Below are 25,483 nucleotides of genomic sequence, written 5' to 3' on the forward strand. Positions count from 1 at the left end.
CCGCGAGGGCCAGCTGCACAGGCTGCTGTATTTCCCTCCCGCCATCGGCGACCTGTCCGATATGGGGTGCCGGGCGGGATACGGAACCAGCCGTCACACCGCCGCCGCGCGCTGCATGAGCAGCGGCCCCATCAGCGCGCCCACGCAGGTCACCACCAGCACCGCAATGCCGTGCCAGACCAGCACCATCACCGCCGCATTCAGCTCATGCACCAGGGTCAGGCCCAGGCTGGCGAAAGCCGCCGCCGAGAGCCCCCCAAGTGCTGCCACCGGGACCGGCCGGAACAGCGCGGCATGGCGCGTCAGATAGACAATGGCTGCTGTCATGGGCACGCCAAGGCCGATGATGAAGCCCAGGCAAGGGTAGCTGATGCTCAGTTTCAACGCCTCCGGCCCCAGCCGCGCAAGATCGGCCAGGCAACCCCAGCCCATCGTTACCAGCCAGCCCACCACGGCCGGTATCGGCAGCAAGGCCCAGCGCTGGTCGCGATCCGGCAGGGCGAGCTGGAAGGCCGCGTAACCGGCGGTCAATGCGACCAGTGCCGCGGACATCAGGTGATACAGGTCAAACCCGTCCATCAGCCAGGCCGCGAAATCCGCGCGCAGGCCAGAGATCAGCAGCGCCGCCACGATGACGCCCGCGCAGAACAGGCACCAAAGCCCGAGCATGGCCAGGGGCGAGGGCAAGCGACGTACCGGCCGGAGGCCGATCGCCAGTTGGGTGACCAGGTCTTCGGTCCGCATCATCATGGCTCCATGCCGAATTTGCGCCGCAAGGTCAGAACGGCGCGATGGGTGGCGACTTTCAGCGCCCCCATGGACATGCCCGAACGGGCGCTCGCTTCGGCCAATGAAAGTGCCTCGATCTTGGTCAGCTGCAGGGCTGTGCGTTGCGAGGCCGGCAATTCGCCGACCGCCGCCCGCAAATCGGCCGACATCAGCTTGCCCTCGGCATCGCCATCGAGCCCGATATGGTCGGCCGCGGCCAATTCCGTGTTGCGGGCCAGGCCGCGCGCCACGCCGCGGCCACGGTCCAGCGCCCGGCGTTCGGCGATGGCGGCGATCCATGGGCGAAAGGGGCGCGCAGGATCATAGGTGGCGCGAACGCGATGCAGCGTCAGCAAGGTGTCCTGCACGGCATCCTCCACCTCGGCGGGCTCGCGCAGGCGCTGGCGGCAGATGGCGCGCAGCAGGGGCAGGCATTCGCGCAGAAGGGTGTCATAGGCGCGCGCATCGCCATCCTGGGCGCGGGCCATGAGAGCGGACCAGCGTTCATCGCGCGCCACACGGTCTTCCGTGGCGCTCACCCGGGCAAAGCCGATCGGGAAGGAGGCAAGCTGCTGCATGGGCGACCTGACACGGCATTCCTCATGCGCGCCCACCCGGCATCATGCCGGGCCCGAAAGCGCGTTCCGCCGGGCCGCTGCGTGGTGTTCTGGCCAGACATCTGGTCTCCGCTACGAAAGGGCCGGGCGAAAGGTTACGCGGCTTCTCGCACAAAAGCCGCACGGCCCAAAGGATTGAGGCCATCAGGAGCTGCAGGCTGCGCCCTGCGGCCACGGCCCAATGCGCGCCCAATCCGGCGGCCCCAGGCTGACAGAGCCCAGGCGCAGCTTTCAACCCAAAAGACGCGGCCTCATGCGGCCACCGAATCCCGCGCCCGCTTCCAGAGCCCTTCCGCAGCGGCTTGGGCCGCGGCGCGCACCGCGGTCTCATCCGCCTCGGTCGGCCGGCCGGATTCCACCACCTGGCGGCCGCCGATCCAGACATGCTCGACATCGCGGCCATTGGCGTCATGGACCAGCGTGCCCAGGGGGTCGAGCAGCGGCGTCAGATGGGCGCGGCGGAAATCCCAGGCCACCACATCGGCCGCGAAACCCGGCGCCAATTGGCCAAGCCGGCCTGATTTCCCCAAGGCTGCCGCGCCATTCACCGTCGCCATGGCGAAGGCATCCTCGGGCTGCCAGCCCTGGCCCACGGAGCCCACGCGGATGCGGGCCGTGGCCAGCGCCCAGCGCATCTGCTCGGCCATGTCCTGGGTCAGATTGTCGGTGCCGAGGGCAATGCGCGCCCCGGCCGCGCGCAATGCGGGCGTATTGGCCATCGCACCACCCGTCGCATTCCCCTTGGGAACATGCGCGACTGTGGCACCGGCCGCACCGAAGCGCACCACATCCTCGGCCGACATATGGATGCAATGGGCGGCGATCAGCCGCTCATCCAGCAGCCCGCAACGCTCCAGCAATTGTGTCGGCGTGCAGCCATCGCGGCGCTGGATCTCCGCGTTTTCCAGCTGCGACTGGGAAAGATGCGTGGTGGTCAGCAGTTTCGCATCGCGCGCCAGATCCGCCGCGCGACGCAGCAGCCCGGCCGAACAGGTGTCAGGCGCATGCGGTGCCACGATGACATGCGCCCTGCCCCCGTGGCTGCCATGGAACTGGGCAATCAGGCCCTCCACCTCGGCCAGGCGCTGCGCGCCGATTTCGGGCACATGGCGCCAGTCGGCGAGATGCACGCGGGAAAAATCAACATCATGCAGCCGGCCACAGGCCCAGACGCGCAGGCCGAGCCCGGCGATGGCGGGCAGCGTCACCTCGCCATGCACATAGCTGTCCACCATGACGGTGGAGCCCATGAGCAGGGCTTCCATCGCCCCCAGCCGCGCCAGGGCCACGGCCTCCTCCGCATTGATCTCATGGCCATGCGGCACGCCGGGCGTATAGGCGGGGGCGAAACCCATATCCACGGCGATCCCGCGCATCAGCGAGAGCACCGCATGGGTGTGGATGTTGATCAGCCCTGGTGTCAGCAGCCGGCCCGGCAGGCTGAGCCTGGGCGCGTCGCTGGCAGGTAGCCGCTCCATTGGTCCGCAATCCAGGATCCTGCCGCCCGCCATGGCCAGGAAGGCGCACGGCAGCGGGGCTTCACCATGGGTGACAAGCATCGCATCCGTGAGGATGAGGTCGGGTTTCAAGAATGTTTCTCCCGGTTGGCTGGCACGGGCTATGCATACCCCGTGCCGCGGAACCCTCGCGGAGACACCCATGGCCCCGATCATCGCCACCCCCGCTGTCAATCGCCGCGCCCTGCTCGGCGGGCTCGCGGCGATGTCCGCGGCCGGCCCCGTCTTTGCGCAGCCGCGCGGGGAACAACTCCTGGTGGTGATGTGGGGCGCGCAGTGGATCGAGGTCTGCCGCCCGATCGGCGAGGAATGGATGCGCGCCAGCGGGGACCGCATCCAGTGGGAATTGCATGCAGGGGGTGCGATGGCCGTGGTGGGCCGGCTGCGCCCGCTTTGGCCGCGCGTGCCGCAGAATCTGATCGCCGCATGGGACCCGGTCTTTGCCGCCATGATGGAAGCCGGCTGGATGGAGCCGGTGAGCGAGGCGGAGATGCCCGCCCTGCGCGAAATCCCGGACGCCTTCTTCAAGAAGAACGCCCAAGGCCAGAAGATGACCGTGCCGCTCTCCACGGCCGGCGCCTTCTGGGGTTATCGCACGGACCTCGTCACCGGCCCGCCGATCGAAAGCATCGAGCAGCTTCTGGAGCCGCGCTTCCGCGGCAAGCTTTGCGTGCCGGTGCCGGTGAACCTCTCCGGCCTGCTCATGGTCAGCCTCGCCATGCAGCGCGGCGGCAATGAGCGCAACATCGAGCCAGGCTGGGCCTTCCTCAAGGAATTGGCCGAGCGCGGGCAGATCGGCCGCGTCGTCGCCAATAACTCCGAGATGATCAATGCGATGAGTGCGGGCGATCTTTCGGTCGCCTTCTGGAATACCGGCGGCTGGCAGGCCGTGCGGGACCGCTTCCCCTGCCGGCTGCTGACCCGCCTGCCCGACAACAAGGGCTTCCTGTTCAATGAGGGCTTCGCCGTGATGAAGGGCGACAATCCCGCCCGCGTTGCCGCCGCCAAGCGCTTCGCCAACCACTTCGCCACCGCGCCGATCAACACGCGCTACAACATGCCGCTGGGCTCGGGGCCGACCAACATCAACTCGACCCCGGCGCCGGCCATCGCCGACATCTTCTACAAGCCCGACGAGATCGAGCGCTTCGCCTATATCCCGGACTATGCCTACATGTCCTCGCAGGTGGATGCCTGGACGCGGCGCTGGGAGACCGAGATCACGCCGCTCATTCGGCGGGGGTGATGGCCAGCGGGCGGCCTGTTGCGTGGCGCGCCGAATGGCTGGCATGAGCCGGCCCCGCCTTGCCATATGGCTGCTGGCGCCCGGCCTCCTGCTGCTGGCAGCCCTGATGGGCGGACCGGTGGTGCTGCTGGCGCTCGAAAGCCTGAAGCCCTTCGTCCCTGGCAGCGTGCGGCCTGGCGAGGGCTGGACGCTGGCCCATTACCGCGAGCTGCTGCAGCCTGCCTACCTGTTCTACTTCTGGGAGACCTTCCGGATCGGGCTGATCGTGGCCACGCTCAGCGTGATCTTCGGCGCGCCGCTGGCCTTTGCCGCCGTGCGCAGCCCCCGCGCCGCCATTCGCAAGGCGCTGCTGGCCCTGCTGGTCGGGCTGCTGGTGATGAGCCTGATCGCGCGGCTTTATGCCATTGAGATGGCCTGGGGCAGCAACGGCCCGCTGGCACCGCTGGGCGCACTGCTCGGCATCGCGCCGCGCCATCCCCGCTATGCCGAGGTGCAGGTCGGCATCGGGCTGCTGCATTTCACCCTGCCCGTCGTGGCACTCATGCTGGTGGGCACCTTTCGCGCCCTGAGCCCGCGCCTGGAGGAGGCTGCGGCCTCGCTCGGCGCCACGCGGAGTGACGCGGTGGTGAGCATTGTGCTGCCGCTTGCGGCACCCGGCTTGGTTTCGGCCTTCCTGGTCGCGCTCGCCATGTGCATCAGCAATTTCGTGGCGCCCCTCGTGCTCGGGCGCGGCGTCGTCGTCTTCACGACGAGCCTGATGTACACGCGCTTCGCCGATATCGGGAATTACCCTTCGGGGGCCGCCATCGGCATCACCATGCTGATCCTGGCCTTCCTCGTGGTCTACGGGCTGAGCGCACTGGCCCAGCGGCTGATTCCGCGATGAGGGCGCTCGATCTCGCGGCGCGGCTGCTGGCGCGGGGCGCGGTGCTGGCCGCCGTCTTGTTCCTGCTGGTGCCACTGCTGGTCGCCTGCCTGCTCTCCTTTGATGATCGCAGCTTCCTCGGCGCCTTCCCGCCGCGGGACCTCTCCTTGCGCTGGTACCGCGCCTTTGCCAGCAACCCGACCTACATGGATGGGCTGTTCATCAGCCTGCAACTGGGCCTGGTAGCCGCCGCCATCGCCACGGCACTCGGCACCATGGGCGCGCTGGCGCTGATGGACCCGCGCCTCGCCGGGCGGGACACGCTGGAGGCGGTGTTCCTCTCGCCGAAATTCGTCCCCACCGTCGTCATCGGCTTCTCGCTGCTGGTCTTCACCGCGAAGCTCGGCATTTTCGATCCCTTCACGCGGCTGGTGATGGGCCATGTCCTCATCACCCTGCCCTTCACGCTCCGCGCCATCCTGGCCAGCCTGATCGGGGTGAAGCGCAGCCAGATCGAGGCCGCGATCTCGCTTGGCGCCAGCGAGGCGCGCGCGCTCTGGGATGTGGCCGTGCCAGCTGCGCGCAGCGGCATCGTCGCCGGGGCCGCCATGGCCTTCGTGCTGTCCTTCGATGAGGTGGCCGTGAGTCTGTTCCTGTCGGACGCCTTCACCCAGACGCTGCCCATCGCGCTGGTCGCTGAAATGCGGGCCAACCTCAACCTCACCATCGCTGCCGTCTCCACCGTGTTCCTGGGTGCCACGCTGGTGCTTCTGGTGCTGCTGGACCGCACCATCGGCATCGAGCGCCTGGCGGGCGATGTGGGGGCGCGCGGCTGATGCTCGAAATCCAGAACCTGACGCGCCGCTTCGGCGCTTCCCTCGCGCTGGATGGCGCAAGCCTGGATGCGGGTCCGGCCGAAGTGGTGGCGCTGCTCGGCCCCTCCGGCTGCGGCAAGACCACCACCTTGCGCATCGTCGCCGGCTTCGAAAGCGCTGATTCCGGCAGCGTGACCCTGGCGGGGCGCGACCTGATCCGCTTGGCACCCCACCAGCGCGATATTGGCCTGGTCTTCCAGGATTATGCGCTGTTCCCGCATATGAGTGTCGCCGACAATATCGCCTATGGGCTTCGCCGGCGCGGGATGGCCAAGCCAGAACGCAGCCGCCGGGTGACCGAGATGCTGGACCTCGTGCGCCTTTCCGGCCTTGATGCGCGCCGCCCCACGCAGCTTTCCGGCGGGCAGCAGCAGCGCGTGGCGCTGGCCCGGGCGCTGGCCATTGATCCGCGCCTGTTGCTGCTGGACGAACCGCTCTCCAACCTCGATGCCAAGCTGCGCCACACGCTGCAAGGCGAGCTCCGCGGCATTCTCACCCGCATCGGCACCACCACGCTGATCGTCACCCATGACCAGGAGGAGGCGATGGCCCTGGCCGATCGCATCGCCATCATGGCCCAACAGGGAGGGGGCGGCCGCGTGTTGCAGATCGGCACCCCGCGCGAGGTCTATGAGCAGCCGGCCTGCCGTTTCGTCGCGGAATTCCTGGGCAGCGCGCTCTGGCTGGAGGGCCGCACCGAACCGGGCGGCTTCGTCACCTCGGCCGGGACGCGCCTCGCCTGCGCACCGCCACGCCGCATGGCGCGCGCGCATGGCCTGCTGATCCGCCCCGAAGCGCTGCGCCCCGGCCCCCCGGGTGAAGGCGAAAACCTGCTGCCAGCCCAGGTTCTGGGCAGCCGGTATCGCGGCGCGGCCATCCTGCTGGACCTTCTGGTGGAGGATCGAGCGCCCGTTTCCCTGGCGCTGCCGCATGATGCGGGCATTCCAAGCCCCGGGGAGAGGCTGACCCTGGCCGTGCAACCCGGCGCCTGCCTCGCGGTTCCCGTGGAGGCTGGCTGACGGAAAATGCATCTTGTGACGGATAGATGCTGTCGAAGCGCCACGGCCAGCTGTTACACCCCCATATCGAGATCCTTCCCGCAAAGAAGCCCGCATGCCCCCGTCGCCGAACCGCCCCGTCCGAACGGCCCTGCCGACTGAGCTGCATGGCGCACTGCGCAAGCTTGGCGGCGCATTGCTGCGCGGGAAGCCACGCGGCCCGGCGCCGATCGCCCCGCGCGCCGATGGCAGCCTGATCGTTGCGTCCTACAACATCCACAAATGCGTGGGCGTGGACCGCCGGTTTGATCCGGGCCGCATCGCCGCCGTCATCGCCGAGCTCGACGCCGATGTTCTGGCCCTGCAGGAGGTGGATCGCCGCTTCGGCCAGCGCACCGGATTGCTGAACACCGCAGCACTGGAGCGTCGCACCGGCCTGACCTTGCTGCATGTCTCCGATACCCCGGGCGGGCATGGCTGGCATGGCAATGCGCTGCTGGTGCGGCAGGGGCGGCTGATCCGCCTGCGCCGCCTCAACCTGCCAGGTGCCGAAGCGCGCGGCGCCCTGCTGGCCGAATTGCAGTTGCCCGCCGGGAAGCTGCGCGTGGTGGCGGCCCATCTGGGCTTGCTGCGCCGGCACCGGGCCATGCAGGCCCAGGCGCTGCTGGACGCGATCGGCCATGGCAGCCCCATGCCCACGCTGCTCCTGGGCGATCTCAATGAATGGCGCCCCGGCATCCCCTCATCCCTGGTGGCGCTGGAGTCGTTTTTTGGCCCGCTCGGCCCGGGCCAGCCGAGTTTTCCGTCCCGGCTGCCCTTCCTCGCGCTGGATCGGATCCTGGCGCATCCCCAGCAGATGCTGGGCAATGTGGAGGCGCATAGCTCGCCGCTGGCGCGGCTCGCCTCGGACCACCTGCCGCTGCGCGCGCGGATTGACCTGCGGGAAGCAGCCATGCCTGCCTTTGCCGCGGCGGCCTGAGCGCCCTTCGATTATCATCCGCTCAAACTCTCCTGTCTGAACGGATAGATATGCCAGAGGACATGGTTGATGACCGTTATGCGATGAGCCCTTGCGAATGGGGCAAGCGCTAACCGCCGGGGGAGATTCCGGCGGCGAGGCCGATGCGCACCGCCTCGGGCAGGCTGCGCACGCCGAGCTTTTCCATCAGATTGGCCCGGTGCACCTCCACGGTGCGCGGACTGATACCGAGCTCAAAGCCGATCACCTTATTGGCCTTGCCAGCGACCAGCGCCGCCAGCACCTCGCTCTCGCGCGGTGACAGCGAGGCGACGCGCGCTTCTGACTGGAGTTCCAGCACACGGCGCTGATCCACCACCCGCATGGCGCCGAACGCCGCGCCCACCGCCTCCAGGATGCGCTCCTCCGAATAGGGCTTCTCCACGAAATCCATCGCACCCGCGCGCATGGCCCGCACGGCGAGCGGCACATCGGCGTGGCCGGTCACCACAACCACCGGCAGCCCCACCCCCTGCCGGCGCAAGGCCTCGATCAAGGAGAGCCCGTCCATGCCTTCCATGCGCACATCCACCAGGATGCAGCCGGCCTCCAGCCCCTCCGGCGTCGCGGCAATGGTCAGCAGGGCTTCCGCACTCGGGTAGGTCGCCACGCGGTAGTGCATGGAATCGAGCAGCATCGCGAGGGAGCGGCGGACCGCCTCGTCATCATCCACCACATGCACCAGCAGGGTGTTCATGCGGCGAGCGCCGCTTCGCTGAGTGGCAATTCGATGCGGATCACCGTGCCCCCCGTCTCGCCCCGCGCCGCCGCGATCCTCCCGCCATGCGCTTCCACGATGGCACGGCAGATCGAAAGACCGATGCCCATGCCATGTTCCTTGGTGGTGACGAATGGCTGGAACAGGCGGGCGCGCACCTCGGCCGGCAGGCCCGGCCCTGCGTCACTGAAACTCAACAGGGCCCGCCCACCCTCACGCCGCAGGCTCACCACGATGCCGCGCTCCTCCAGACCCTCCGTCGCCTCGATGGCGTTGCGCAACAGGTTGACGAAAACCTGCTGCAACTGGACTTCGTCGGCCATCACGAGGCAGCCCGCCGCCGCGAGGTCGAGGGATATGGCAGGTGCCGCGGCACCCTGGGCCACGGTCACCAGCGCCACGCCATCGGCCACCAGCGGCCCGAGCGAAACCAGGCGCTGCTCGGTTTCGCCGCGGCCGATGAAATCGCGCAGGCGGCGCAGGATTTCACCCGCCCGCAGCGCCTGGGCGGCGGCTTCGCGCATCGCCTCACGCGCGGCGGCGATGCGCGCCGCGTCGGGCTGTTCGGCCTGCAGCATGCGCATCCCCGCGCGCAGGAAATTTCCCGCGGCCGTCAGCGGCTGGTTCAGTTCATGCGCAACACCGAGGCTCATCGCGGCCAGCGTATCGGCCCGCGCGATGCGGCGCATCGCCTCCTCCGCCTGGCGCAGCCGCGCCTCGGTCGCGCGGCGGCGCGTCACGTCCCGCGCGACGCCGACGAGGCCGACCACCTGGCCCGTCGAGTCCCGCCAGGGCGCCTTCACCACATAGTAGTTGCGCGCTTCGTCGGGATGCCCTGGCATGATGAGGCTGCGTTCATACTCCTGCACCACGCCGCTGCGCATGGTTTCCCGGTCTATCTCATCAAGCGTCCGGGCAAGCTCCGGCAGCAACAGGGCGTCATCCGTCTGGCCCAGGATGTCTCGCTCGGCCCGGCCCATGACGCGGGTCACCTCGCGGTTGACCATCACATAGCGCAGTTCGGCGTCCTTCACGAAAATCTCGTCCGGCACGGATTCCATGACCGAGCGCAACAACTGCCGGTCGTCCTCCACTTCCCGCGCAAGGGCGATGGTCTGCGCGACCAGGGCGCGCGACGCCTCAGCCTCCCGCAGGGGCGCGCTGCGGGATTCGGCGACCGCGACGGCGAGGGCCTCGAATTCCGCGACCCGCATGCTGCCTGCCGGCAGGCCCGGCATCTCCCCGGTCAGACCGGAGAGCGGCGTCATCAGGCGGTGAATGAACCAGGCCGTCAGCAACGCGAGGAGCAGCACCAGGATCAGGCCCAGCAGCGCCGCATTGAGCGCGGGGGCCAGCCAGGCGGCCCGCTCCTGGGCGCGGGTGGCGCCGAGGATGACGATCCAGCCGCTGATCGGCACACGTTCGAAAGCCATCAGCATCGGCTGGCCATCAGGCGCCGGCCCGCGCAGCGTGCCGCGTGGCTCGTCGCCCAGGCGCTCCACGAAACCGGCGGGAACCTCCCGCATATCTGTCATCCCCCCGGCCAGGGCGAGGCTGGCCACGGGGCGATCCGGTGGCGCCAGAATGAACCCCATGGAGCCGACCCGCCCGACCGGCTGGCGGAGCAGCGCAGCCAGGCGCCCCGGCTGGATCGGCATGGCCAAGGCGCCGATCACCTCACCATGGCGGCGGACCGGCACAGCCACGCTGGCCAGGCTCTGCTCGATGCCCGGCAGGACCACCGGCCCCAGGAAGGCGGGACTGCCGCTTCGCATCGCCTCGCCCGCCGGCCCGTTCTCCAGCATGCTCGGCAAGGCCGCACCGATCGGCAGACGGCTATTCACCAATTGCCGCCGCGGCTCCTCCCGCCGCACAAAAATCGCGAAGCTGCCGAGCGGCGCCACCACCTCCCTTGCCTGGGCATGAAAGGCGATATAGCCGGCTTCCCCGCCATCCAGATGGGGCGAAGTGGCCAGCGATTGCAGCAACAGCACCGCGGCTTCCAATTCGCGCCCCACCGCCAACGCCCGGGCCCGCGCGCCGCCGGCGAGCAGCTCCTCCGTGTCGGATTTCAGGCGGGCGGCGAGTTCGAAGGTCAGCCACCCCCCCAGCAGGATCGCGGGGGCGAGCAGAAGAACCGCCAGCCTGAGCAAATGGCGGCGCAGGCTCCGGGCCGGTTTGGGGGTGCGCATGACGTCGGCACCATGCCAGAGCAGCCCCCCCCAGGCCAAGGCACAGGATGTTACCGGGCGGGGTTGATCCGTCCACGCAGCAGGCCCTCCCAACGAGCCACCTCCGCCGCCACATAGGGCTGGGCGGCTTCAGGCCGGCTGGCCAGGATGCGGTCCACGCCGAGTTCGGCCATGCGGCGGGCCATCGCCTCGGTGCCCATGGCCGCCGCGATGGCGCGGTGCAGGGCAGCCTGAATGGGGGCGGGCGTCGAGCTGGCCGCAAAGATTGCTTGCCAGACGTTCATTTCGGCATCCAGGCCGATCTCGCGCAGGCTCGGCACCTCCGGCAGGGCGGGGCTCCGGCCGGCGCTGGTGACGGCGAAAGCGCGCGCCTGGCCGCCGCGCGCGGTCTGCACGCCGGTCAGTGCCACGTCGAACACCATGGCGATGCGCCCGGCCGCGAGATCGAGCGTGGCAGGCGCGCCGCCGCGATAGGGAATTTCGTTGAGATCCAGCCCGGCGGACTGCAGGAACAGCAAGGCCGCCATCTGCAGCGTGCCGCCGCCGCCCGTGCTGCCATAGTCGAAGCGGCCCGGCGCCGCGCGGGCCATGGTGATGAATTCCCGCACGTCCCGCGCCGGATGATTATTCGCGACCAGCATGACCATCGGCATCTCCGAAAGGACGGAAACGGCAGTCAGGGCCGTGGTCACGTCAATCGGCGCATTGGGAACAACGAGGCGCAGCACGGCATGGGAGGTATTGTTGATCAGCAATGTGTGGCCATCCGCGGCAGCGCGCGCCACCACCTCAGACGCCACGATGCCGGCCCCGCCCACCCGATTCTCGACCACGATGGGCTGCGACAGATGCGCGGACATCGCCTCCGCCAGCACGCGGGCGCCGACATCCGTGGCACCTCCGGCGGCAAAGGGAACGACCAGGCGGATGGGCCGTTCGGGGAAGGCGGCGGCAGGCTCGGCCAGGACAGCAGGGGCCAGGGCGAGCAGGCCCGCCGTCAGCGCGCGGCGCAGGGACATGATTTCCTCCGGGGTGTATTTTGCGCTGGTGTAGCAGGCTTTCAGCCGCCTGGGGACAGCACGCAGAGTTCCGTGGTTCCGGTCGCGCAGCCCGCCAAGCGCAACCTGCCCGGAGGCTTCCACACGGCGGAGAGCATCCGCGCACCGCCTTGGCACTGGGGCCGGTCCGGCCAAGAGCCGGGTGGAAGGCAGGCCGCACATGGCCCGGCCAACGCGGCACCTCCACACTGCCGGAAACACGCCCGGCGGTTCGCCCGGGGTGCTTCGAGAAGCGGGCGGAAGCCTCGTCAGCGCGCGTTGCAAGGCGCCGCTCGGCCCGGGCAAGGGCTGAACTGAATGTGCGGATGGGCGATCGACGGGGCTCGAACCCGCGACATCCAAGACCACAACCTGGCGCTCTGCCAACTGAGCTACGACCGCCGCACGGCGGGCTGGATAGGCCCGCTCTGCCGCCTGCGTCAACCCGCCGCCAGCACAGCCCTTCCCCGCGCCGTCAGATGGATGCGCGCATCCGACATGACGCCGGCGCCGGGCACGATCTCGACGAGACCATCCAGCAGCGCATCCTCCCACACCGAGAGGCGCGGGCAGGAGCTGCGCCAAGCCTCCATGGTCTGGGCATAGACGCGCGGTTCGGCCGCGATCCAGCGCAGCAGGTTGCCCGTCGCCAGCGCCAGCGCATCGGGCGTGATGCCAGTGGCGCTCATGGCCTTATCCGGCGACCCGGCGGGCTTGCCCGCGCGCCGCCATCCAGCGGCCGATGCGGGAGAGTGCCTCGCGCAGAACGCTTTCATTCTTGCAGAAGGCGAAGCGGGCGTAGTGATTGGGCGGATTCTCGCCGGCATAGAAGGCCGTGACGGGAATCGCCGTCACCTTGGCCTCTTCCGTCAGGGCGCGGCAAAAGGCCACGTCATCGCCCGTGAAGCCAATCGAGCGGATATCGGCCGTCACGAAATAGCTGCCCATGGCCGGCAGGACGTTGAAGCCCAATTCGGTGAGCCCAGCCGAGAGGATATCCCGGCGTGCCGCGAGATCGGCACCGAGCGAGGCGAAATAGGCATCATCCTTGGCGAGCCCCACGGCCACCGCGCGTTGCAGGTTGGGCGGCGTGGTGAAGGTCAGGTTCTGGTGCGCCTTGGCCACATTGGGCGCCAATGCGCGGTCGCAGGTGACATAGCCGACCTTCCAGCCGGTCAGGTTGAAGGTCTTGCCCGCGCTGCCGATGCGCAGGCACCGCTCCCGCATGCCCGGCAGCGTCATCAGCGGGATATGCTTCCAGCCATCATAGGTCAGATGCTCATAGACCTCGTCGCAGATGGCGTAGCAGTCGTGCCGCGTCACGAGATCGGCGATGAAGGCGAGCTCGGCGGCGGTGAAGACCTTGCCCGTCGGGTTCATTGGCGTGTTGAACAGGATGGCCTTGGTCCTGGGGCCGAAAGCGGCGGCCAGTTCGGCGCGCGGCAATTCCCACTTGGGCGGGTTGAGGCGGACGATGCGCGGGATGGCACCCAGCAGCTTCACCGTGGGGGCGTAGGTGTCATAGAGCGGCTCGATCAGCACGACCTCATCGCCCGGATTGAGCACGGCCATCAGGCTTGCCGTGATCGCCTCGGTGGCGCCGGAAGTGACGATGACCTCGGCATTGGGGTCCACCTCGATGCCGTAGAAGCGCTGGTTGGCGGTGGCGACGGCCTGGCGCAGCTCGGGCACGCCGGTCATGGGCGGGTATTGGTTGCGGCCATCCATCAGCGCGTCGGCCGCGGCCTGGAGCACATCGGGCGGGCCATCGTAATCCGGGAAGCCCTGGCCGAGGTTGATGGCGCCATGTTGGACCGCCAATGCGGACATGACGGTGAAGATCGTCGTGCCCGTGGCGGAGAGCAGTTCGTTCATCGGCTTCATCGGCGGCATACCTTGGCGCGAGTGGATTGTTACGCGCCTTAGCATGGCGATCCCCCCCCGACCACGCAAGGATTGGGCCGTCCAGCTGCCTTTATCCCGGGCAGCATGCCCGTCTTTCGGGCTTGCCCCTCGGGCAAACAGCCTGGAACCACCTCCTGACACGATTGCGCCCGCTGGCCGCCGCGTGCAAAAGGCTGTCGGCTTACTGCTGGCGACAAGCATCGCCACCGGGGCCAATCGGGAAACGTCATGGGCCAGTCATTCGCCCAGGCACAGACATGTTGGATGCGATGAAAAAGATCGAGGCCATCATCAAGCCCTTCAAACTCGATGAGGTGAAGGACGCCCTGCACGAGATCGGCCTGCAAGGCCTGACGGTGCTTGAGGCCAAGGGTTTCGGCCGGCAGAAAGGCCATACGGAGCTGTATCGCGGCGCCGAGTATGTCGTGGACTTTCTGCCCAAGGTAAAGATCGAGGTGATCTGCGCCGATGACATGCTGGAACGCGCTGTCGAGGCCATCCAGGCCGCTGCCCGGACCGGCCGCATCGGCGATGGCAAGATCTTCGTCTCGGACATTGCCGAGGTGATCCGTATCCGCACCGGCGAGCGGGGCGAGGACGCGGTCTGAGGTTGCTGCCTCTCCCGGGCTCGGGAGGGGCGAGATTTTCGTCGCATGCCGGCCCTGGGGGCGTCCCTGGCCAGCAAGGCGGCGCCCATGCGGGACGCGCCCGCGGGGAAATTTCCACAGGGACGCAGGCAACAGGACAGAGACGACATGGCGATGAATTCCCCCGAGAGCGTCTCCAAGGTCATGGAAATGATCAAGGAGAACAGCGTGGAGTATGTGGACTTCCGCTTCACCGACCCGCGCGGCAAGTGGCAGCACACGGCCCAGCACGTCTCGACCGTCGAGGAAGAGACCTTCGAGGAAGGCATCATGTTCGATGGCTCCTCCATCGCCGGCTGGAAGGCGATCAACGAGTCCGACATGATCCTGATGCCCGACGCGGCGTCGGCCTGCATGGACCCCTTCTCGGCCAAGCCGCAGCTGATCCTGTTTTGCGACATCTATGAGCCCTCGACCGGCCAGCGCTACAACCGCGACCCGCGCTCGACCGCCAAGAAGGCCGAAGAATACCTGAAGAGCACGGGCCTGGGCGACACCGCCTTCTTCGGCCCGGAAGCCGAGTTCTTCGTGTTCGACAATGTGAAGTTCGGCACGGGCGGCAATTTCGGCCATTTCAGCCTGGACAGCATCGAAGGCCCCGGCGCCTCGATGAAGGACTTCCCCGAGGGCAACATGGGCCACCGCCCGGGCGTCAAGGGCGGCTACTTCCCGGTGAACCCCGTGGACAGCGAAGTGGACCTGCGCGCCGAAATGCTCTCGACCATGATCGAGATGGGCGTCGTCGGCGAGAAGCACCACCACGAGGTGGCGCAGTCGCAGCATGAGCTCGGCACCAAGTTCGGGACGCTGGTGCTGCAGGCCGACCACATGCAGATCTACAAGTATGTGATCCACAATGTGGCGCACAGCTACGGCAAGTCGGCCACCTTCATGCCGAAGCCGATCTACGGCGACAACGGCTCGGGCATGCACGTGCACCAGTCCATCTGGAAGGATGGCAAGCCGATGTTCGCCGGCAACGCCTATGCCGACCTCAGCGAGATGGCGCTCTACTACATCGGCGGCATCATCAAGCACGCCAAGGCACTGAACGCCTTCACCAACCCGCTGACCAACAGCTACAAGCGGCTGATCCCGGGCTTCGAGGCCCCTGTGCTGCTGGCCTATTCGGCCCGCAACCGCTCCGCCTCCTGCCGCATCCCGTATGCGACGAACCCGAAGGCCAAGCGCGTCGAGGTTCGCTTCCCCGATCCGGGTGCCAACCCCTACCTCGCCTTCTCGGCGATGCTGATGGCGGGCCTGGATGGCATCAAGAACAAGATCCACCCCGGCGACCCGATGGACAAGGATCTCTATGACCTGCCGCCGGAAGAGCTGAAGGACATCCCGACGGTGTGCGGTTCGCTTCGCGAAGCCCTGGGTGCCCTGGCCGCCGACCATGACTTCCTGCTGGCCGGTGACGTGTTCAGCAAGGACCAGATCGAGAGCTATATCGAGCTGAAGTGGAGCGAAGTGTATCGCTTCGAGCACACGCCGCACCCGGTCGAGTTCGAGATGTACTACTCGGTCTGAGGCCCTCGGGCGCTGGGCCGGCCTGGTACCGCGAAGGCGGTGCGGGGCTGGCCAGCGCCTATGGCAACTCTGTTTCAGCCCGTCGCCCCTTTCGGAGCGGCGGGCTTTTTCTTGGCCGGGGCGTAATGGAGAACCGCCAGCCGCGGGTTTTTCTGGCACCTCGCGCCGCTCAGGCCATGCCGCCTGGGCCGATCATGCCCTAAGCTGGGATGATGCCCTGGCCCCTCTCCATCGCCGCCATCCATGTCTGGCCGCTGCGCATTCCGCTGCGCGTGCCGCTGCACCTGGCCAGCGAGACCATCACCCATGCCGAAACCCTGCTGATCGAAGCGCGAGACGCCGAGGGTCTGTGCGGCTGGGGTGAAGCCTCCGCCGCCCCGACCATGACGGGCGAGGTCCTGCCCGGCATGGCGGAGGTTGCGCGGCGCTACCTGGCGCCGGCACTGATCGCCGCCCCCTTCAGCGAAGCCGCCGCCATCACCCCGCGCCTGGACCGCGCCATCCGCGGCAATCACGGTGCGAAATGCGCCGCCGAGGCCGCCCTGCTGGATCTTGCTGCCCGGCGCGCAGGCCTTCCGCTTTGCGAGATGCTGGGCACACGCCAGCGTGATTCCGTCCCCGCCATCGCGATGATCGGCGGTGCGACGGAACACGCCGTGCAGGAGGCCGCGCTGGCCGCCCAGGCGCAGGGCTTCCGCCACATCAAGGTCAAGCTAGGCCTGCAGCCCGATCCGCGCGAGGACGCGGCCATGCTGCGGCGCCTGCGCGCCGCGCTCGGCCCCTCAGCCCATCTCTCGGGCGATGCGAATATGGCCTGGAGCCGGGATGCCGCGCGCCTCTTCCTGGAGGCCCTGCCGGAGGGCATGCTGAATTACCTGGAGCAACCCCTGGCCGATGATGACCGTGCCGGCCTTGCTGGCCTGATGGGCTGCCCGATCTGCATTGATGAGGGCCTGCACGCGCTCTCGGATATTCCCGCCTATCGCGGGATCGCGGCCGGCTTTGGGCTGAAATCCATCAAGCTCGGTGGGCTCTTGCCGACGCTTGCAGCCGATGCCCTGGCGCGCGCCGAAGGCATGCGCACCACCCTTGCCTGCAAGATCGCCGAGACGTCGGTCGGTGCGGCGGCCGCGTTGCATATCGCAGCACTGCTGCCGGATGTGGAGTGGGGCGTGAGCGTCACCCAGGCGATGCTGACCGAGGATGTGGCCCTGCCGGGCGTCAAGCTCGAAGCCGGCCGCGCCTGGTTGCCGCAGGGTCCGGGGATCGGCGTGGTGCCCGACCCCGCGAGGCTCTCCGCCTATCAGGCGTGAGGCCTGGCCCTAAGCGTCCAGCAATGCCACGGCACGCACGGGGCTGCCGGTCCCGCCGCGGATCTTCAAGGGCAATCCGATGAAGCGGAAGCGCCCCTTGCCCACCACCTTGTCCAGATTCACGACGCCTTCGTAATGCGTGAAACCCATGTCGCGGCAGACGTGGTGCACCTCGAAATTGTTGCGGCCCGGCCGGCCGGGACTCACCGATTCCACCGTAAAGGCGGTGATCCCCTTCTGGCCAAGCCAGGTCGCGCTTTCCTTGGTCAGGCCCGGGAAATCCGTGATGTAGCCCTCGGTGCCGGAGGCGCGCTGGTAGAAGCCCGTGTAGAGCAGCACCGTGTCCTTCGGCTGGATGCGGACGCCCGAGGCTTTCTCCGCCGCTTCCAGATGCGCGATGGTGATATCCGTCCGGTCCGGCACATGCGTGAGGTCGAGGCAAAGTGCCTCGGTGAAGAAGGTTTCGAGCGGCATCTGGTCAATCGTCATGGCACCCGGCGCTTCATCGAAATGCACCGGCGCATCCACATGCGTCCCGCCATGATCGCCCATGTGCAGCACCATCGTGGCCGAGGAGAACTCATAGCCATCCACCACGCGCTTTTCCGCATGCGTGCTGAAGGGATAGAGCTCGATCGTCGGGTGATTGGGCAGGCGCTGGGCCTTGTGGTGAATCTCCCGGCTCAGATCAATCAGCTTCATCATGTGGTTCCCCAGTTGGCGTCTCGAGTATGCGGCAGGTGGCAGGCCAGGCAATCCCGCAGCGGTCGGCTTGGGGGCCGATGCGTGGATGTGCCGCTCCCACAACCGCTCATCCGGTGGCGCGATCAGCGTCGCGAGGTCGCGCAGCAGGGGCTTGTTCGGCAGCGGGGCCAGCCGCATGTCCCGCGCTTCCAGCCGCGCCGTGCAGGCGTAGATGACACGGCCATCCAGCAGCATCATGCATTCCTTGCATGCATTGGCATTGAGGCAGGCGTAGCGGAAAGCCAGTGTCGGATCCTGCGTAACGCGCAGGCGGCGCAAAGCATCAAGCACGGACTCGCCCGGCTCGAAATCCACGTCGAAGGCGTCCTCGCGCGGGGCTTCGCCAGGCGCGCCGCGCTGGATCAGGAGTGTCGCGCGCATCAGGCCGGCACCGCCGCGCGCGTCAGGCGGAGTGCCTCGCCGCGAGTGAGTTGATTGACCTGCCATGCCGGCTGCGTCTGGGGAAAGTCCTCGCGCTGATGGGCCCCCCGGCTTTCCTCACGCGCCAGCGCCGCCTCGACCACGGCACGCGCCACCAGGAGCATCTGCCGCAGGTCGAACCAATCCAGGCGCGCCAGATCATGCGGTTGATCAGGCGGCCCGGGCGGCACGGAACCGCACTCGGCCTGCAAGGCAGCAATCCCTGCCGCCGCACGCTGCAGGCCGGCGGCGGTGCGGAAGGGGCCAACATCCCTGGACATCAGCCGCTGCAATGCGGCGACCATCGCCGCCGTGTTCATCGGTGGTCCGGAAGCGCGCAGCAAATCGAGCGCGGCACCGGCCGCGAAGCCGCGCATCGGCCCGGTCGCCGCCAGGCGCGCCGCCTCACGCCCGGCGATGCGCCCGAAGGCCAGCGCCTCCGTGATCGCATTGCCGGAAAGACGGTTCGCGCCATTGGCGCCGCCCACTGCCTCGCCGGCGGCGAGCAGCCCCGGCAGATCTGTCCGCATCGCGCGGTCCACCCGGATGCCCCCCATATGGTAATGCGCGATCGGCGCCACCTCCACGCAGTCGCGCGTCAGGTCAATTCCATTGGCGGCGAGCTTGTCCACCACCGGGCCGAAGGCTGCGCGCAACTCGGCCTCCGAGAGATGCGTGAAGCTCAGCCAGGCGCCACCATGCGGCGAACCGCGCCCGGCCTCATTTTCCTTGGTGATGGCATAGGTCGCGAGGTCGCGCGTCGTGCTGTAGCGGCCTGCTTCGGCGTCACCGCCCCAGCGCGGCAGGAAATCCTCCATCGCGCCATTCAGCAACCGCCCGCCAAGCTTGTAGCGGAACGGATCCCACATGATGGGGTCCATGCCGATCAGCCGCGGCGCCAGGTGGCCGATCGGGAAGAACTGCACGAATTCCATGTCCACCAGCGTCGCCCCGGCGCGCAGCGCGAGCGCGTAGCCATCGCCCGACATATTCGCACTCGCACTGTTGCGGGCGTAGAGGCGCGTCAGCCCCCCGGTTGCGATAATGGTCGCGGGGGCGGCGATGGTGACCGCCTCGCCCGTGGCCACATGGAGGGCGGCCGCCCCCGTCACCGCGCCATCCTGCACGACGAGATCCGTAACGGCGATCTCGCCCACGCGGCGGATGGCCGGACCGACGCGCTGCACCTGCGCGCGCAGCGTGCGCGAGACGGCCGGGCCCGTGTTGAGGAAATCCACATAGACACAGCGCGCACGGTCATGCCCGGGCGCCTGGACGGCGGCGAAGCCATCGCCGGAGCGCGCCCAGCCGACACGCCACTGATCCATCTCCAGGATGCATTCCGCCCCCACCTCGCACAGCAGGGCCGCGAGGCCAGGATCGGCCAGCCCGCGCGCTGCGGTCAGCGTATCGGCCAGGTGATGTTCCCAATGATCGCCCTGGCCCACGGCGGCGGCGACGGTCATCTGCGCCATCACAGTCGCGCCGCCACGGCCGATCAGGCTGCGATCCAGCAGCAGCACGCGCTGTGCACCGGAGCGCGCGGCCTCGATCGCGGCATACATGCCAGCCCCGCCGGCGCCGATGATCAGCACATCGGCCTCGAGATGCGTCACGCCATTCTCCTTGCTGTCAGGCGCAAGACTAGCGCCTGACAGCCGCCCGCGTCAGTCCAGCCGGATATTGGCGCTGCGCACCACGGCGCCCCAGGCCTCCCGCTCCTCACGGGCGCGCTGGGCGAGGCCGGCGGGCGTCGTGTGGTCCGGCAGGGCCGCCTGCGCGCGCAGGATTTCCAGCATGGAGGGCGTCTGCAAGGCCAGGCCCATCGCCGCATTCAGCCGGGCGATGGCCGCAGCCGGCGTGCGGGCCGGCGCGAAGATCGCCTGGAAGATGGTGGTGGAGAGTGCCACGCCCTGCTCCTGCAAGGTCGGCACATCGGGCAACAGCGCGAGCCGTGCGGGCGAGAGCGTCGCCAGCACGCGCACGCGGCCATCACGCGCCAGCGCTTCGGCAGCGCCGGCCGGCATCACCATCGAGTCCACCTGGCCGGCGGCAAGCGCCTGCTGCGCTGGGGCAGCGCCGGTGAAGGGAACATGCAGCAATTCCACACCGGCCGCCGCGCCGATGCGCAGCATGGCGATCTGCGACACACTGCCCACGCCCCAGCTCGAATGCGTCAGCGCGCCAGGGCGGGCGCGGGCGGCCGCGATGAAGGCGCGCAGGTCCACGATCTCGCGCTGCGTGGGGCCGACGGCGAGGGCCAGTGGCACGTTGGTGATGTTGCTCACCGGCTCGAAATCGCGCTCCGGGTCGTAGGGCAGGTTGCGCATGGCAGCCGGATTGACGGCATGCGTGTCCGTGACGCCGACCAGGAGCGTGAGCCCATCGGCCGGGGAACGCGCCACCATATTCGCGCCGATGCTGCCATTCGCGCCCGGGCGGTTCTCGACCACCGTGGTGTTGCCCAGGATCGGCGTGAGCGACTGCGCCATGCCGCGCGCAAGAATATCAGTGATGCCACCCGGGTTATAGGGCACAACGAGGCGCAGGGTGCCCGCGGGCAGTGCGCCAGGGAGCGCGGCACCAGCACTCTGGGCGAACGCGCCGCTTTGGGTGGCGGCAAGCAGGGACGCCGCGAAGGCGGGCAGGCTGCGGCGATGGAAAACGGGCATTGAGCCTCCGGTCGGGGTAAGGGAAGATCGCGCTTCGCGGGAAGGCGATGACGGGCAGGCCTAGCAAAGGCTGCGCCAAAGCAATCGAAGCTGGAACGGCATGGAGCGGGAAAAAACGAGACGCGCTGCCTGCTTTGTAAACGTGCGTTCCGCGCGGATACTGCAAACGAAACGTGCATGCGCTGACCAGAAATGCCTCGGCAGGGCCCCGTATCGCTTGCCGGCACCCCGGCCGCCCGACATACCGGGGCCAGAAATCAACCGCCTGGAGGCTGCCCGCCATGCCCACGCTGTCCCGTCGTTCGGCCCTTGTTGCCGGAACCGCGCTACTGGCCACCCCGCATGTCGCGCGCGCCCAGGCGGCCATCAAGCTGACATTGCCCTGGCTCGCCCAGGGCTCGACCGCTTACGCCTACATCGCCCGTGAGATGGGCGCCTTCTCGCGCCGCGGCCTCAATGTGGATGTGACGCGCGGCTTTGGTTCCGTCGCCGCCGCCCAGGCGCTGGCCCAGGGCCAGTTCGACTACGCCATCGTCGGCGCTGGGCCCATGATCCTCGCCGCCGCGCGCGAACTGCCGATCGTCGGCATGGCGACGGTGAATTACGACATGACGATGGGCATCGCGCTGCGCGCCGACAGCCCGATCCGCACCGCGAAGGACCTGGAGGGCAAGCGCATCGGCGCGGTGCCGACCAGTGCCGAATTCCCCTTCTGGCCTGCTTTTGCGCGGCGCGCCGGCATCAATCTCTCCAGCGTCACGATCCAGCAGATGGACAACCGCGTGCTGGAACGCTCGCTGATTGACCGCCAGGTGGATGCGATCACCGCCATCGGCTCCTCCACCATTCCGGTGATGCAGGCGCAGAACGCGGCGCACCGCTTCATTCCGTATTCCTCGGCGGGGCTGAATTTCTACGCCAATGTCATTTGCACGCGCCCCGAGATCCTGCGCGACCGCGCAGCCCAGGCCGAGGCCATCACCGATGCGCTGCTCGAAGCCGCGGCCTTGCAACTGCGTGAGCCGGACCGTGCGGTGGACATGTTCGTGCGCCAGGTGCCGGAAATCGGCATCACGGCAGGCGGGCGTGAGAATGCGCGCCTCAGCCAGGGGCTGATGCAGGCGACCATGCTGGCGCCGGAAGCGATCGAGAACGGCCTCGGCTTCACCGACATGGCGAAGTGGAACGCCATGACCGACCTCGTGATGGAGTTCGGCGCGCCGGCCGATGCCAAGCGCCCCGCGACGGATGCCATCATCTCCAACCGCTTTGCCGGCCGCATCAAGCTGACCGAGGCCGAATGGGCCGCGCAGCGCACGCGCCTCGCACCTTTCGGCGCGATGCTGGGCTGAGGGATCAAGGGCAGGATGCCGGGATGATTTCGCTTCGCGGCGTCCGCAAGACCTACGCCTCGCCGGCCGGGCCGATCGAGGCCGTGGCCGGCGTCTCCGTGGATATCGCCGAGGGAGAGTTCGTCTCCGTCCTCGGCCCGTCAGGCTGCGGCAAATCCACCCTCCTGATGATGCTGGCGGGCCTTGAGCCCATCACCGCGGGCAGCATTACCATAGGCGGCCAGCCGATGACCGGCCCGCGCCGTGATGCGGGGCTGGTGTTCCAGGACGCCACGCTGCTGCCCTGGCTCTCCGCGCGCGACAACGTGCTGTTTCCCATCAAGATGATGCGCCTGCCACGCGAGAAATATTTGGCCCGCGCGGAGGAACTTCTGCATTCGGTCGGCCTGGGCGCCTTCATGGACAAGCGCCCGCGCGAACTGTCCGGCGGTATGCGCCAGCGCGTCGCTCTCTGCCGGTCACTCGTGCACACCCCCTCCATCATGCTGATGGATGAGCCCTTCTCGGCCCTCGATGCCATCACGCGCGATGAAATGGCGCTGGTCCTGCTGGATCTCTGGGCGCGGCATCGCAAGACCGGCATCTTCATCACGCATTCAATCCGCGAGGCGGTGCTGTTGAGCGACCGTGTCCTGGTGATGACCAAGCGCCCCGCCGTGGTGGTGGCCGATGTGCCCATCCCCTTTGCCCGCCCGCGCGACGAGAGCGTGCAGGACAGTCCTGAATTCATCGCCATCGTGGCCAGGCTGCGCGGGATGATCGAGCACAGCATCAAGGATGCGGCGTGATGGATGGCGCAACCCCCGCCGTGACGGAGGCGCCCGCCGCGCTGAATGTGGAGAAGCGCGACCTCGCCCGGCATCCCGCGGTGCAGATCCTGCTGCCCATCGCTTTCGCCGTCTCGGTGCTGCTGCTCTGGGAGTTCCTGGTGGATTTCTACCAGGTGCCCAAGGTCATCCTGCCCTCGCCGATGGATATCTACCAGCGCACCATCACAGCCTGGCCCTTCCTGTTGCAGCATGCGGTGCCCACGGGCACCGAGGCCGCTGTCGGCTTCGTGCTGGCCACCGTGCTGGGCATCTCGCTCGCCGTGCTGCTCTCCTATTCGAAATGGGCTTATGCGGCGCTGTATCCGAATGTCATCTTCTTCCAGCTCATCCCGAAGATCGCGCTGGCACCCTTGTTCATCGTCTGGCTCGGCATCGGCTCCTCCTCTCGGCTGGCGTTCTCGATGTTCATCGCGTTTTTTCCCGTGGTCATCGCGACATTGACCGGCCTGAACGCGACACCGCCTGACATGCTGCGGCTCTGCAAGGCGCTCACCGCGCGCTCCTGGCAGGTGTTTCTCTCCGTGCGCTTCCCCTATGCGCTGCCGCATATTTTCTCGGGCCTGAAGATCGCCGTCACCTTCGCCATCATCGGCGTGATCGTGGGTGAGTTCATCACGGCGCAGGCGGGCCTCGGCTACCTCATCCTCTTTGCCTCCAGCCAGGCAGAGACGGCGCTGATCCTGGCTTCCATCGGTATGCTTTGCGTGGTGGGACTGGTGCTGTACGGGGTTGTCGCGGGGCTGGAAAAGCTCATTCTGAGCAAGTTCGGACACTAGGCCGCGGTTCTTCCGGCGGGGTTGCGCCGGGGGATGAATCGCCGGCTCGGAAGGCAAGGGAGCAGACCATGCAATACGACATCCTCCTCAAGGGCGGCCGAGTGGTCTGCCCGGCTTCGGGTCTCGATGGCGTGATGGATGTGGCGGTGGCGAATGGCCGCATTGCCGCCATCGCGCCCGAAATCCTCGGCAGTTCTGCGCGTGAGGTGGTCTCGGTCAGGGACAAGCTCGTGCTGCCCGGCATGGTGGACACGCATGCCCATATCTACACCTATGTTTCCGGCCGCTTCGGCCTGCCGGCCGACATGGCGGGCGTCCATAGCGGCGTGACGGCGCTGGTGGACCAGGGCGGCGCCTCCTGCATGACGCTGCCGGGCTTCCAGGAATTCATCGCCAAGCCCGCGCATTCACGCGTCTTCAGCTTCATCAGCGCCTATGTCGTGGGTGGGCTGGAAGGTCATTACTACCCGACGCTCTACGGCCCCGAGCATGTGGATGTGGACGCGACGGTCAAGGCCGCCCGCGCCAATCCCGATCTCGTGAAGGGCGTGAAGGCGCATGCCGAGATCGGCAATATGGCGCGCTACGGGCTGGAAGTTCTCAAGAAGGCCGCACAGATCGGGCGTGAGGCGGATCTGCCCGTCTATTGCCATTTCGGCCAGCTCTGGCCGACGCCGGAGACCGGCAATAATGGCATTGATGCCGATGAAATCCTGCCGCTGGTCATCCCCCTGCTGCGGCCTGGCGATATCCTGGCCCACCCCTTCACCCGCCATCCCGGCGGCTTCGTGGATCGGCGCACCGGCAAGGTGCATGGCATGGTGCAAGCGGCACTCGATGCCGGACTCAAGGTGGATGTGGGCCATGGCTCGCATTTCAGCTTCAAGATGGCGCGCATCAGCCTCGATGCCGGCATCATGCCCGACACGCTGGGCGCCGACATGCATGGCTACAACACGCGCATCCCTGCCCCACCCGGCACGCCCGCCAATCATTCGGACCCGGAGGAGGATCACCCCTTCACCGGCAAGGCGCGCTTCTCGCTGACGCTGGCGATGAGCGAACTCATCGCGCTGGGTGTTCCTCTCGAGCGGATCGTGCCCATGGTCACCACCGGGCCAGCCGCCATGCTGCGCCTGGATGATGGCATCGGCACGCTGCGCATCGGCGCGCTCGCGGATATCTCGGTGCTGGATGATCTGCGCGGGCGCTTCAAGATGGCCGATAACGAAGGCACGGAGGTTGTCGCCGAACGGCTGTTGCAGCCGGCCTTCTGCCTGAAGGCCGGCATGCGGTTTGACGCCACGGCGCCGATTTTGCCTGCGGCCATCGCTGCATGATTCCGCATGATGACCGGAGGGCGCAGCCCGGAGGTCTGATTCGGCCAGAACAAAAGGCGAGGCTCTGCCTCGCGCTCCGCCGGGGTCCGTGGCGGACCCC

Annotated in this window: 23 protein-coding genes and 1 tRNA gene; 12 read left to right on the top strand and 12 right to left on the bottom strand. The window is 68.0% G+C overall.

From position 1 onward, the window contains the following. Positions 1–93: 93 nt before the first annotated feature. From LHU95_RS15775 to LHU95_RS15785, 3 genes are all read right to left on the bottom strand, one after another. Complete coding sequence (locus LHU95_RS15775; protein WP_248707917.1) at positions 94–747, bottom strand: NrsF family protein; 654 nt, start codon at positions 745–747, stop codon at positions 94–96. Further along, the gene (locus tag LHU95_RS15780) at positions 747–1,346 is read right to left on the bottom strand and encodes a sigma-70 family RNA polymerase sigma factor (RefSeq protein ID WP_248707918.1); all 600 of its coding nucleotides are present in this window, start codon (positions 1,344–1,346) and stop codon (positions 747–749) included. Before LHU95_RS15780 ends, LHU95_RS15775 begins: the two co-directional genes overlap by 1 nt. Positions 1,347–1,636: 290 nt before the next feature. Further along, complete coding sequence (locus LHU95_RS15785) at positions 1,637–2,974, bottom strand: amidohydrolase family protein (RefSeq protein WP_248707919.1); 1,338 nt, start codon at positions 2,972–2,974, stop codon at positions 1,637–1,639. 70 nt (positions 2,975–3,044) lie between these two features. Here LHU95_RS15785 and LHU95_RS15790 point away from each other — a divergent pair, with 70 nt between their 5' ends. The 5 genes from LHU95_RS15790 (at position 3,045) to LHU95_RS15810 (ending at position 7,865) form a co-directional block, all read left to right on the top strand. Next, positions 3,045–4,148 carry an extracellular solute-binding protein gene (locus LHU95_RS15790; protein ID WP_248707920.1) on the top strand — a complete coding sequence of 368 codons (1,104 nt, stop codon included), beginning with the start codon at positions 3,045–3,047 and terminating at the stop codon, positions 4,146–4,148. Positions 4,149–4,191: 43 nt separating this feature from the next. Next, positions 4,192–5,034 carry an ABC transporter permease subunit gene (locus LHU95_RS15795; protein ID WP_248707921.1) on the top strand — a complete coding sequence of 281 codons (843 nt, stop codon included), beginning with the start codon at positions 4,192–4,194 and terminating at the stop codon, positions 5,032–5,034. Beyond that, positions 5,031–5,849, top strand: a complete 819-nt coding sequence (locus LHU95_RS15800; protein WP_248707922.1) for an ABC transporter permease — start codon at positions 5,031–5,033, stop codon at positions 5,847–5,849. The genes LHU95_RS15795 and LHU95_RS15800 overlap by 4 nt, the downstream gene beginning before the upstream one ends. Continuing rightward, a complete protein-coding gene (locus LHU95_RS15805; protein WP_248707923.1) occupies positions 5,849–6,907 on the top strand; it encodes an ABC transporter ATP-binding protein in 1,059 nt (352 codons plus the stop codon). Before LHU95_RS15800 ends, LHU95_RS15805 begins: the two co-directional genes overlap by 1 nt. A gap of 94 nt (positions 6,908–7,001) precedes the next feature. Beyond that, positions 7,002–7,865, top strand: a complete 864-nt coding sequence (locus LHU95_RS15810) for an endonuclease/exonuclease/phosphatase family protein (RefSeq protein ID WP_248707924.1) — start codon at positions 7,002–7,004, stop codon at positions 7,863–7,865. Positions 7,866–7,974: 109 nt separating this feature from the next. On the opposite strand, the gene LHU95_RS15815 is transcribed toward LHU95_RS15810, so the two are convergent. From LHU95_RS15815 to LHU95_RS15840, 6 genes are all read right to left on the bottom strand, one after another. Then, positions 7,975–8,601: a response regulator gene (locus LHU95_RS15815; protein WP_248707925.1), complete on the bottom strand. Its 627-nt coding sequence runs from the start codon at positions 8,599–8,601 to the stop codon at positions 7,975–7,977. Next, a complete protein-coding gene (locus LHU95_RS15820; protein WP_248707926.1) occupies positions 8,598–10,814 on the bottom strand; it encodes an ATP-binding protein in 2,217 nt (738 codons plus the stop codon). The genes LHU95_RS15815 and LHU95_RS15820 overlap by 4 nt, the downstream gene beginning before the upstream one ends. Before the next feature lie 50 nt (positions 10,815–10,864). Further along, entirely contained in the window at positions 10,865–11,833 is a 969-nt protein-coding gene (locus tag LHU95_RS15825; protein ID WP_248707927.1) for a tripartite tricarboxylate transporter substrate-binding protein, read from the bottom strand. Between the two features lie 347 nt (positions 11,834–12,180). Further along, positions 12,181–12,253: transfer RNA gene (locus tag LHU95_RS15830), tRNA-His, on the bottom strand. Positions 12,254–12,291: 38 nt separating this feature from the next. Next, positions 12,292–12,540, bottom strand: coding sequence for a hypothetical protein (locus LHU95_RS15835; protein ID WP_248707928.1), 249 nt, complete (start codon positions 12,538–12,540; stop codon positions 12,292–12,294). A 4-nt stretch (positions 12,541–12,544) separates the two neighbouring features. Continuing rightward, positions 12,545–13,735 carry an aminotransferase gene (locus tag LHU95_RS15840; RefSeq protein ID WP_248707929.1) on the bottom strand — a complete coding sequence of 397 codons (1,191 nt, stop codon included), beginning with the start codon at positions 13,733–13,735 and terminating at the stop codon, positions 12,545–12,547. A 290-nt stretch (positions 13,736–14,025) separates the two neighbouring features. On the opposite strand from LHU95_RS15840, the gene LHU95_RS15845 reads away from it, so the two are divergent. The 3 genes from LHU95_RS15845 to LHU95_RS15855 all read left to right on the top strand — a co-directional run bounded on the left by LHU95_RS15845 (position 14,026) and on the right by LHU95_RS15855 (position 17,249). Continuing rightward, positions 14,026–14,364, top strand: coding sequence for a P-II family nitrogen regulator (locus tag LHU95_RS15845; protein WP_248707930.1), 339 nt, complete (start codon positions 14,026–14,028; stop codon positions 14,362–14,364). 147 nt (positions 14,365–14,511) lie between these two features. After that, positions 14,512–15,936 carry a type I glutamate--ammonia ligase gene (glnA, locus tag LHU95_RS15850; protein ID WP_248707931.1) on the top strand — a complete coding sequence of 475 codons (1,425 nt, stop codon included), beginning with the start codon at positions 14,512–14,514 and terminating at the stop codon, positions 15,934–15,936. Positions 15,937–16,145: 209 nt separating this feature from the next. After that, positions 16,146–17,249, top strand: coding sequence for an enolase C-terminal domain-like protein (locus LHU95_RS15855; RefSeq protein WP_248707932.1), 1,104 nt, complete (start codon positions 16,146–16,148; stop codon positions 17,247–17,249). 9 nt (positions 17,250–17,258) lie between these two features. Here the strand turns inward: LHU95_RS15855 and LHU95_RS15860 are convergent, their stop codons facing one another. Genes LHU95_RS15860 through LHU95_RS15870 form a run of 3 tightly spaced genes read right to left on the bottom strand, consistent with a single transcriptional unit; the run spans position 17,259 to position 21,085 of the window. Further along, positions 17,259–18,374 (bottom strand): cyclase family protein, encoded by a 1,116-nt coding sequence (locus LHU95_RS15860; RefSeq protein ID WP_248707933.1) that lies wholly within the window; start codon positions 18,372–18,374, stop codon positions 17,259–17,261. Further along, positions 18,374–20,029: an FAD-binding protein gene (locus tag LHU95_RS15865; protein ID WP_248707934.1), complete on the bottom strand. Its 1,656-nt coding sequence runs from the start codon at positions 20,027–20,029 to the stop codon at positions 18,374–18,376. Before LHU95_RS15865 ends, LHU95_RS15860 begins: the two co-directional genes overlap by 1 nt. Before the next feature lie 51 nt (positions 20,030–20,080). Then, positions 20,081–21,085, bottom strand: coding sequence for a tripartite tricarboxylate transporter substrate binding protein (locus LHU95_RS15870; protein WP_248707935.1), 1,005 nt, complete (start codon positions 21,083–21,085; stop codon positions 20,081–20,083). Positions 21,086–21,366: 281 nt separating this feature from the next. On the opposite strand from LHU95_RS15870, the gene LHU95_RS15875 reads away from it, so the two are divergent. The 4 genes from LHU95_RS15875 to LHU95_RS15890 all read left to right on the top strand — a co-directional run bounded on the left by LHU95_RS15875 (position 21,367) and on the right by LHU95_RS15890 (position 25,383). Then, positions 21,367–22,437 (top strand): ABC transporter substrate-binding protein, encoded by a 1,071-nt coding sequence (locus LHU95_RS15875; RefSeq protein ID WP_248707936.1) that lies wholly within the window; start codon positions 21,367–21,369, stop codon positions 22,435–22,437. A 23-nt stretch (positions 22,438–22,460) separates the two neighbouring features. Then, positions 22,461–23,225, top strand: coding sequence for an ABC transporter ATP-binding protein (locus LHU95_RS15880; protein WP_248707937.1), 765 nt, complete (start codon positions 22,461–22,463; stop codon positions 23,223–23,225). Continuing rightward, positions 23,225–24,043: an ABC transporter permease gene (locus tag LHU95_RS15885; RefSeq protein WP_248707938.1), complete on the top strand. Its 819-nt coding sequence runs from the start codon at positions 23,225–23,227 to the stop codon at positions 24,041–24,043. The genes LHU95_RS15880 and LHU95_RS15885 overlap by 1 nt, the downstream gene beginning before the upstream one ends. Before the next feature lie 68 nt (positions 24,044–24,111). Continuing rightward, a complete protein-coding gene (locus tag LHU95_RS15890) occupies positions 24,112–25,383 on the top strand; it encodes an amidohydrolase/deacetylase family metallohydrolase (protein ID WP_248707939.1) in 1,272 nt (423 codons plus the stop codon). Positions 25,384–25,483 lie beyond the last annotated feature (100 nt).

The organism is Sediminicoccus sp. KRV36 (genome assembly GCF_023243115.1).
Lineage (GTDB): Bacteria > Pseudomonadota > Alphaproteobacteria > Acetobacterales > Acetobacteraceae > Roseococcus.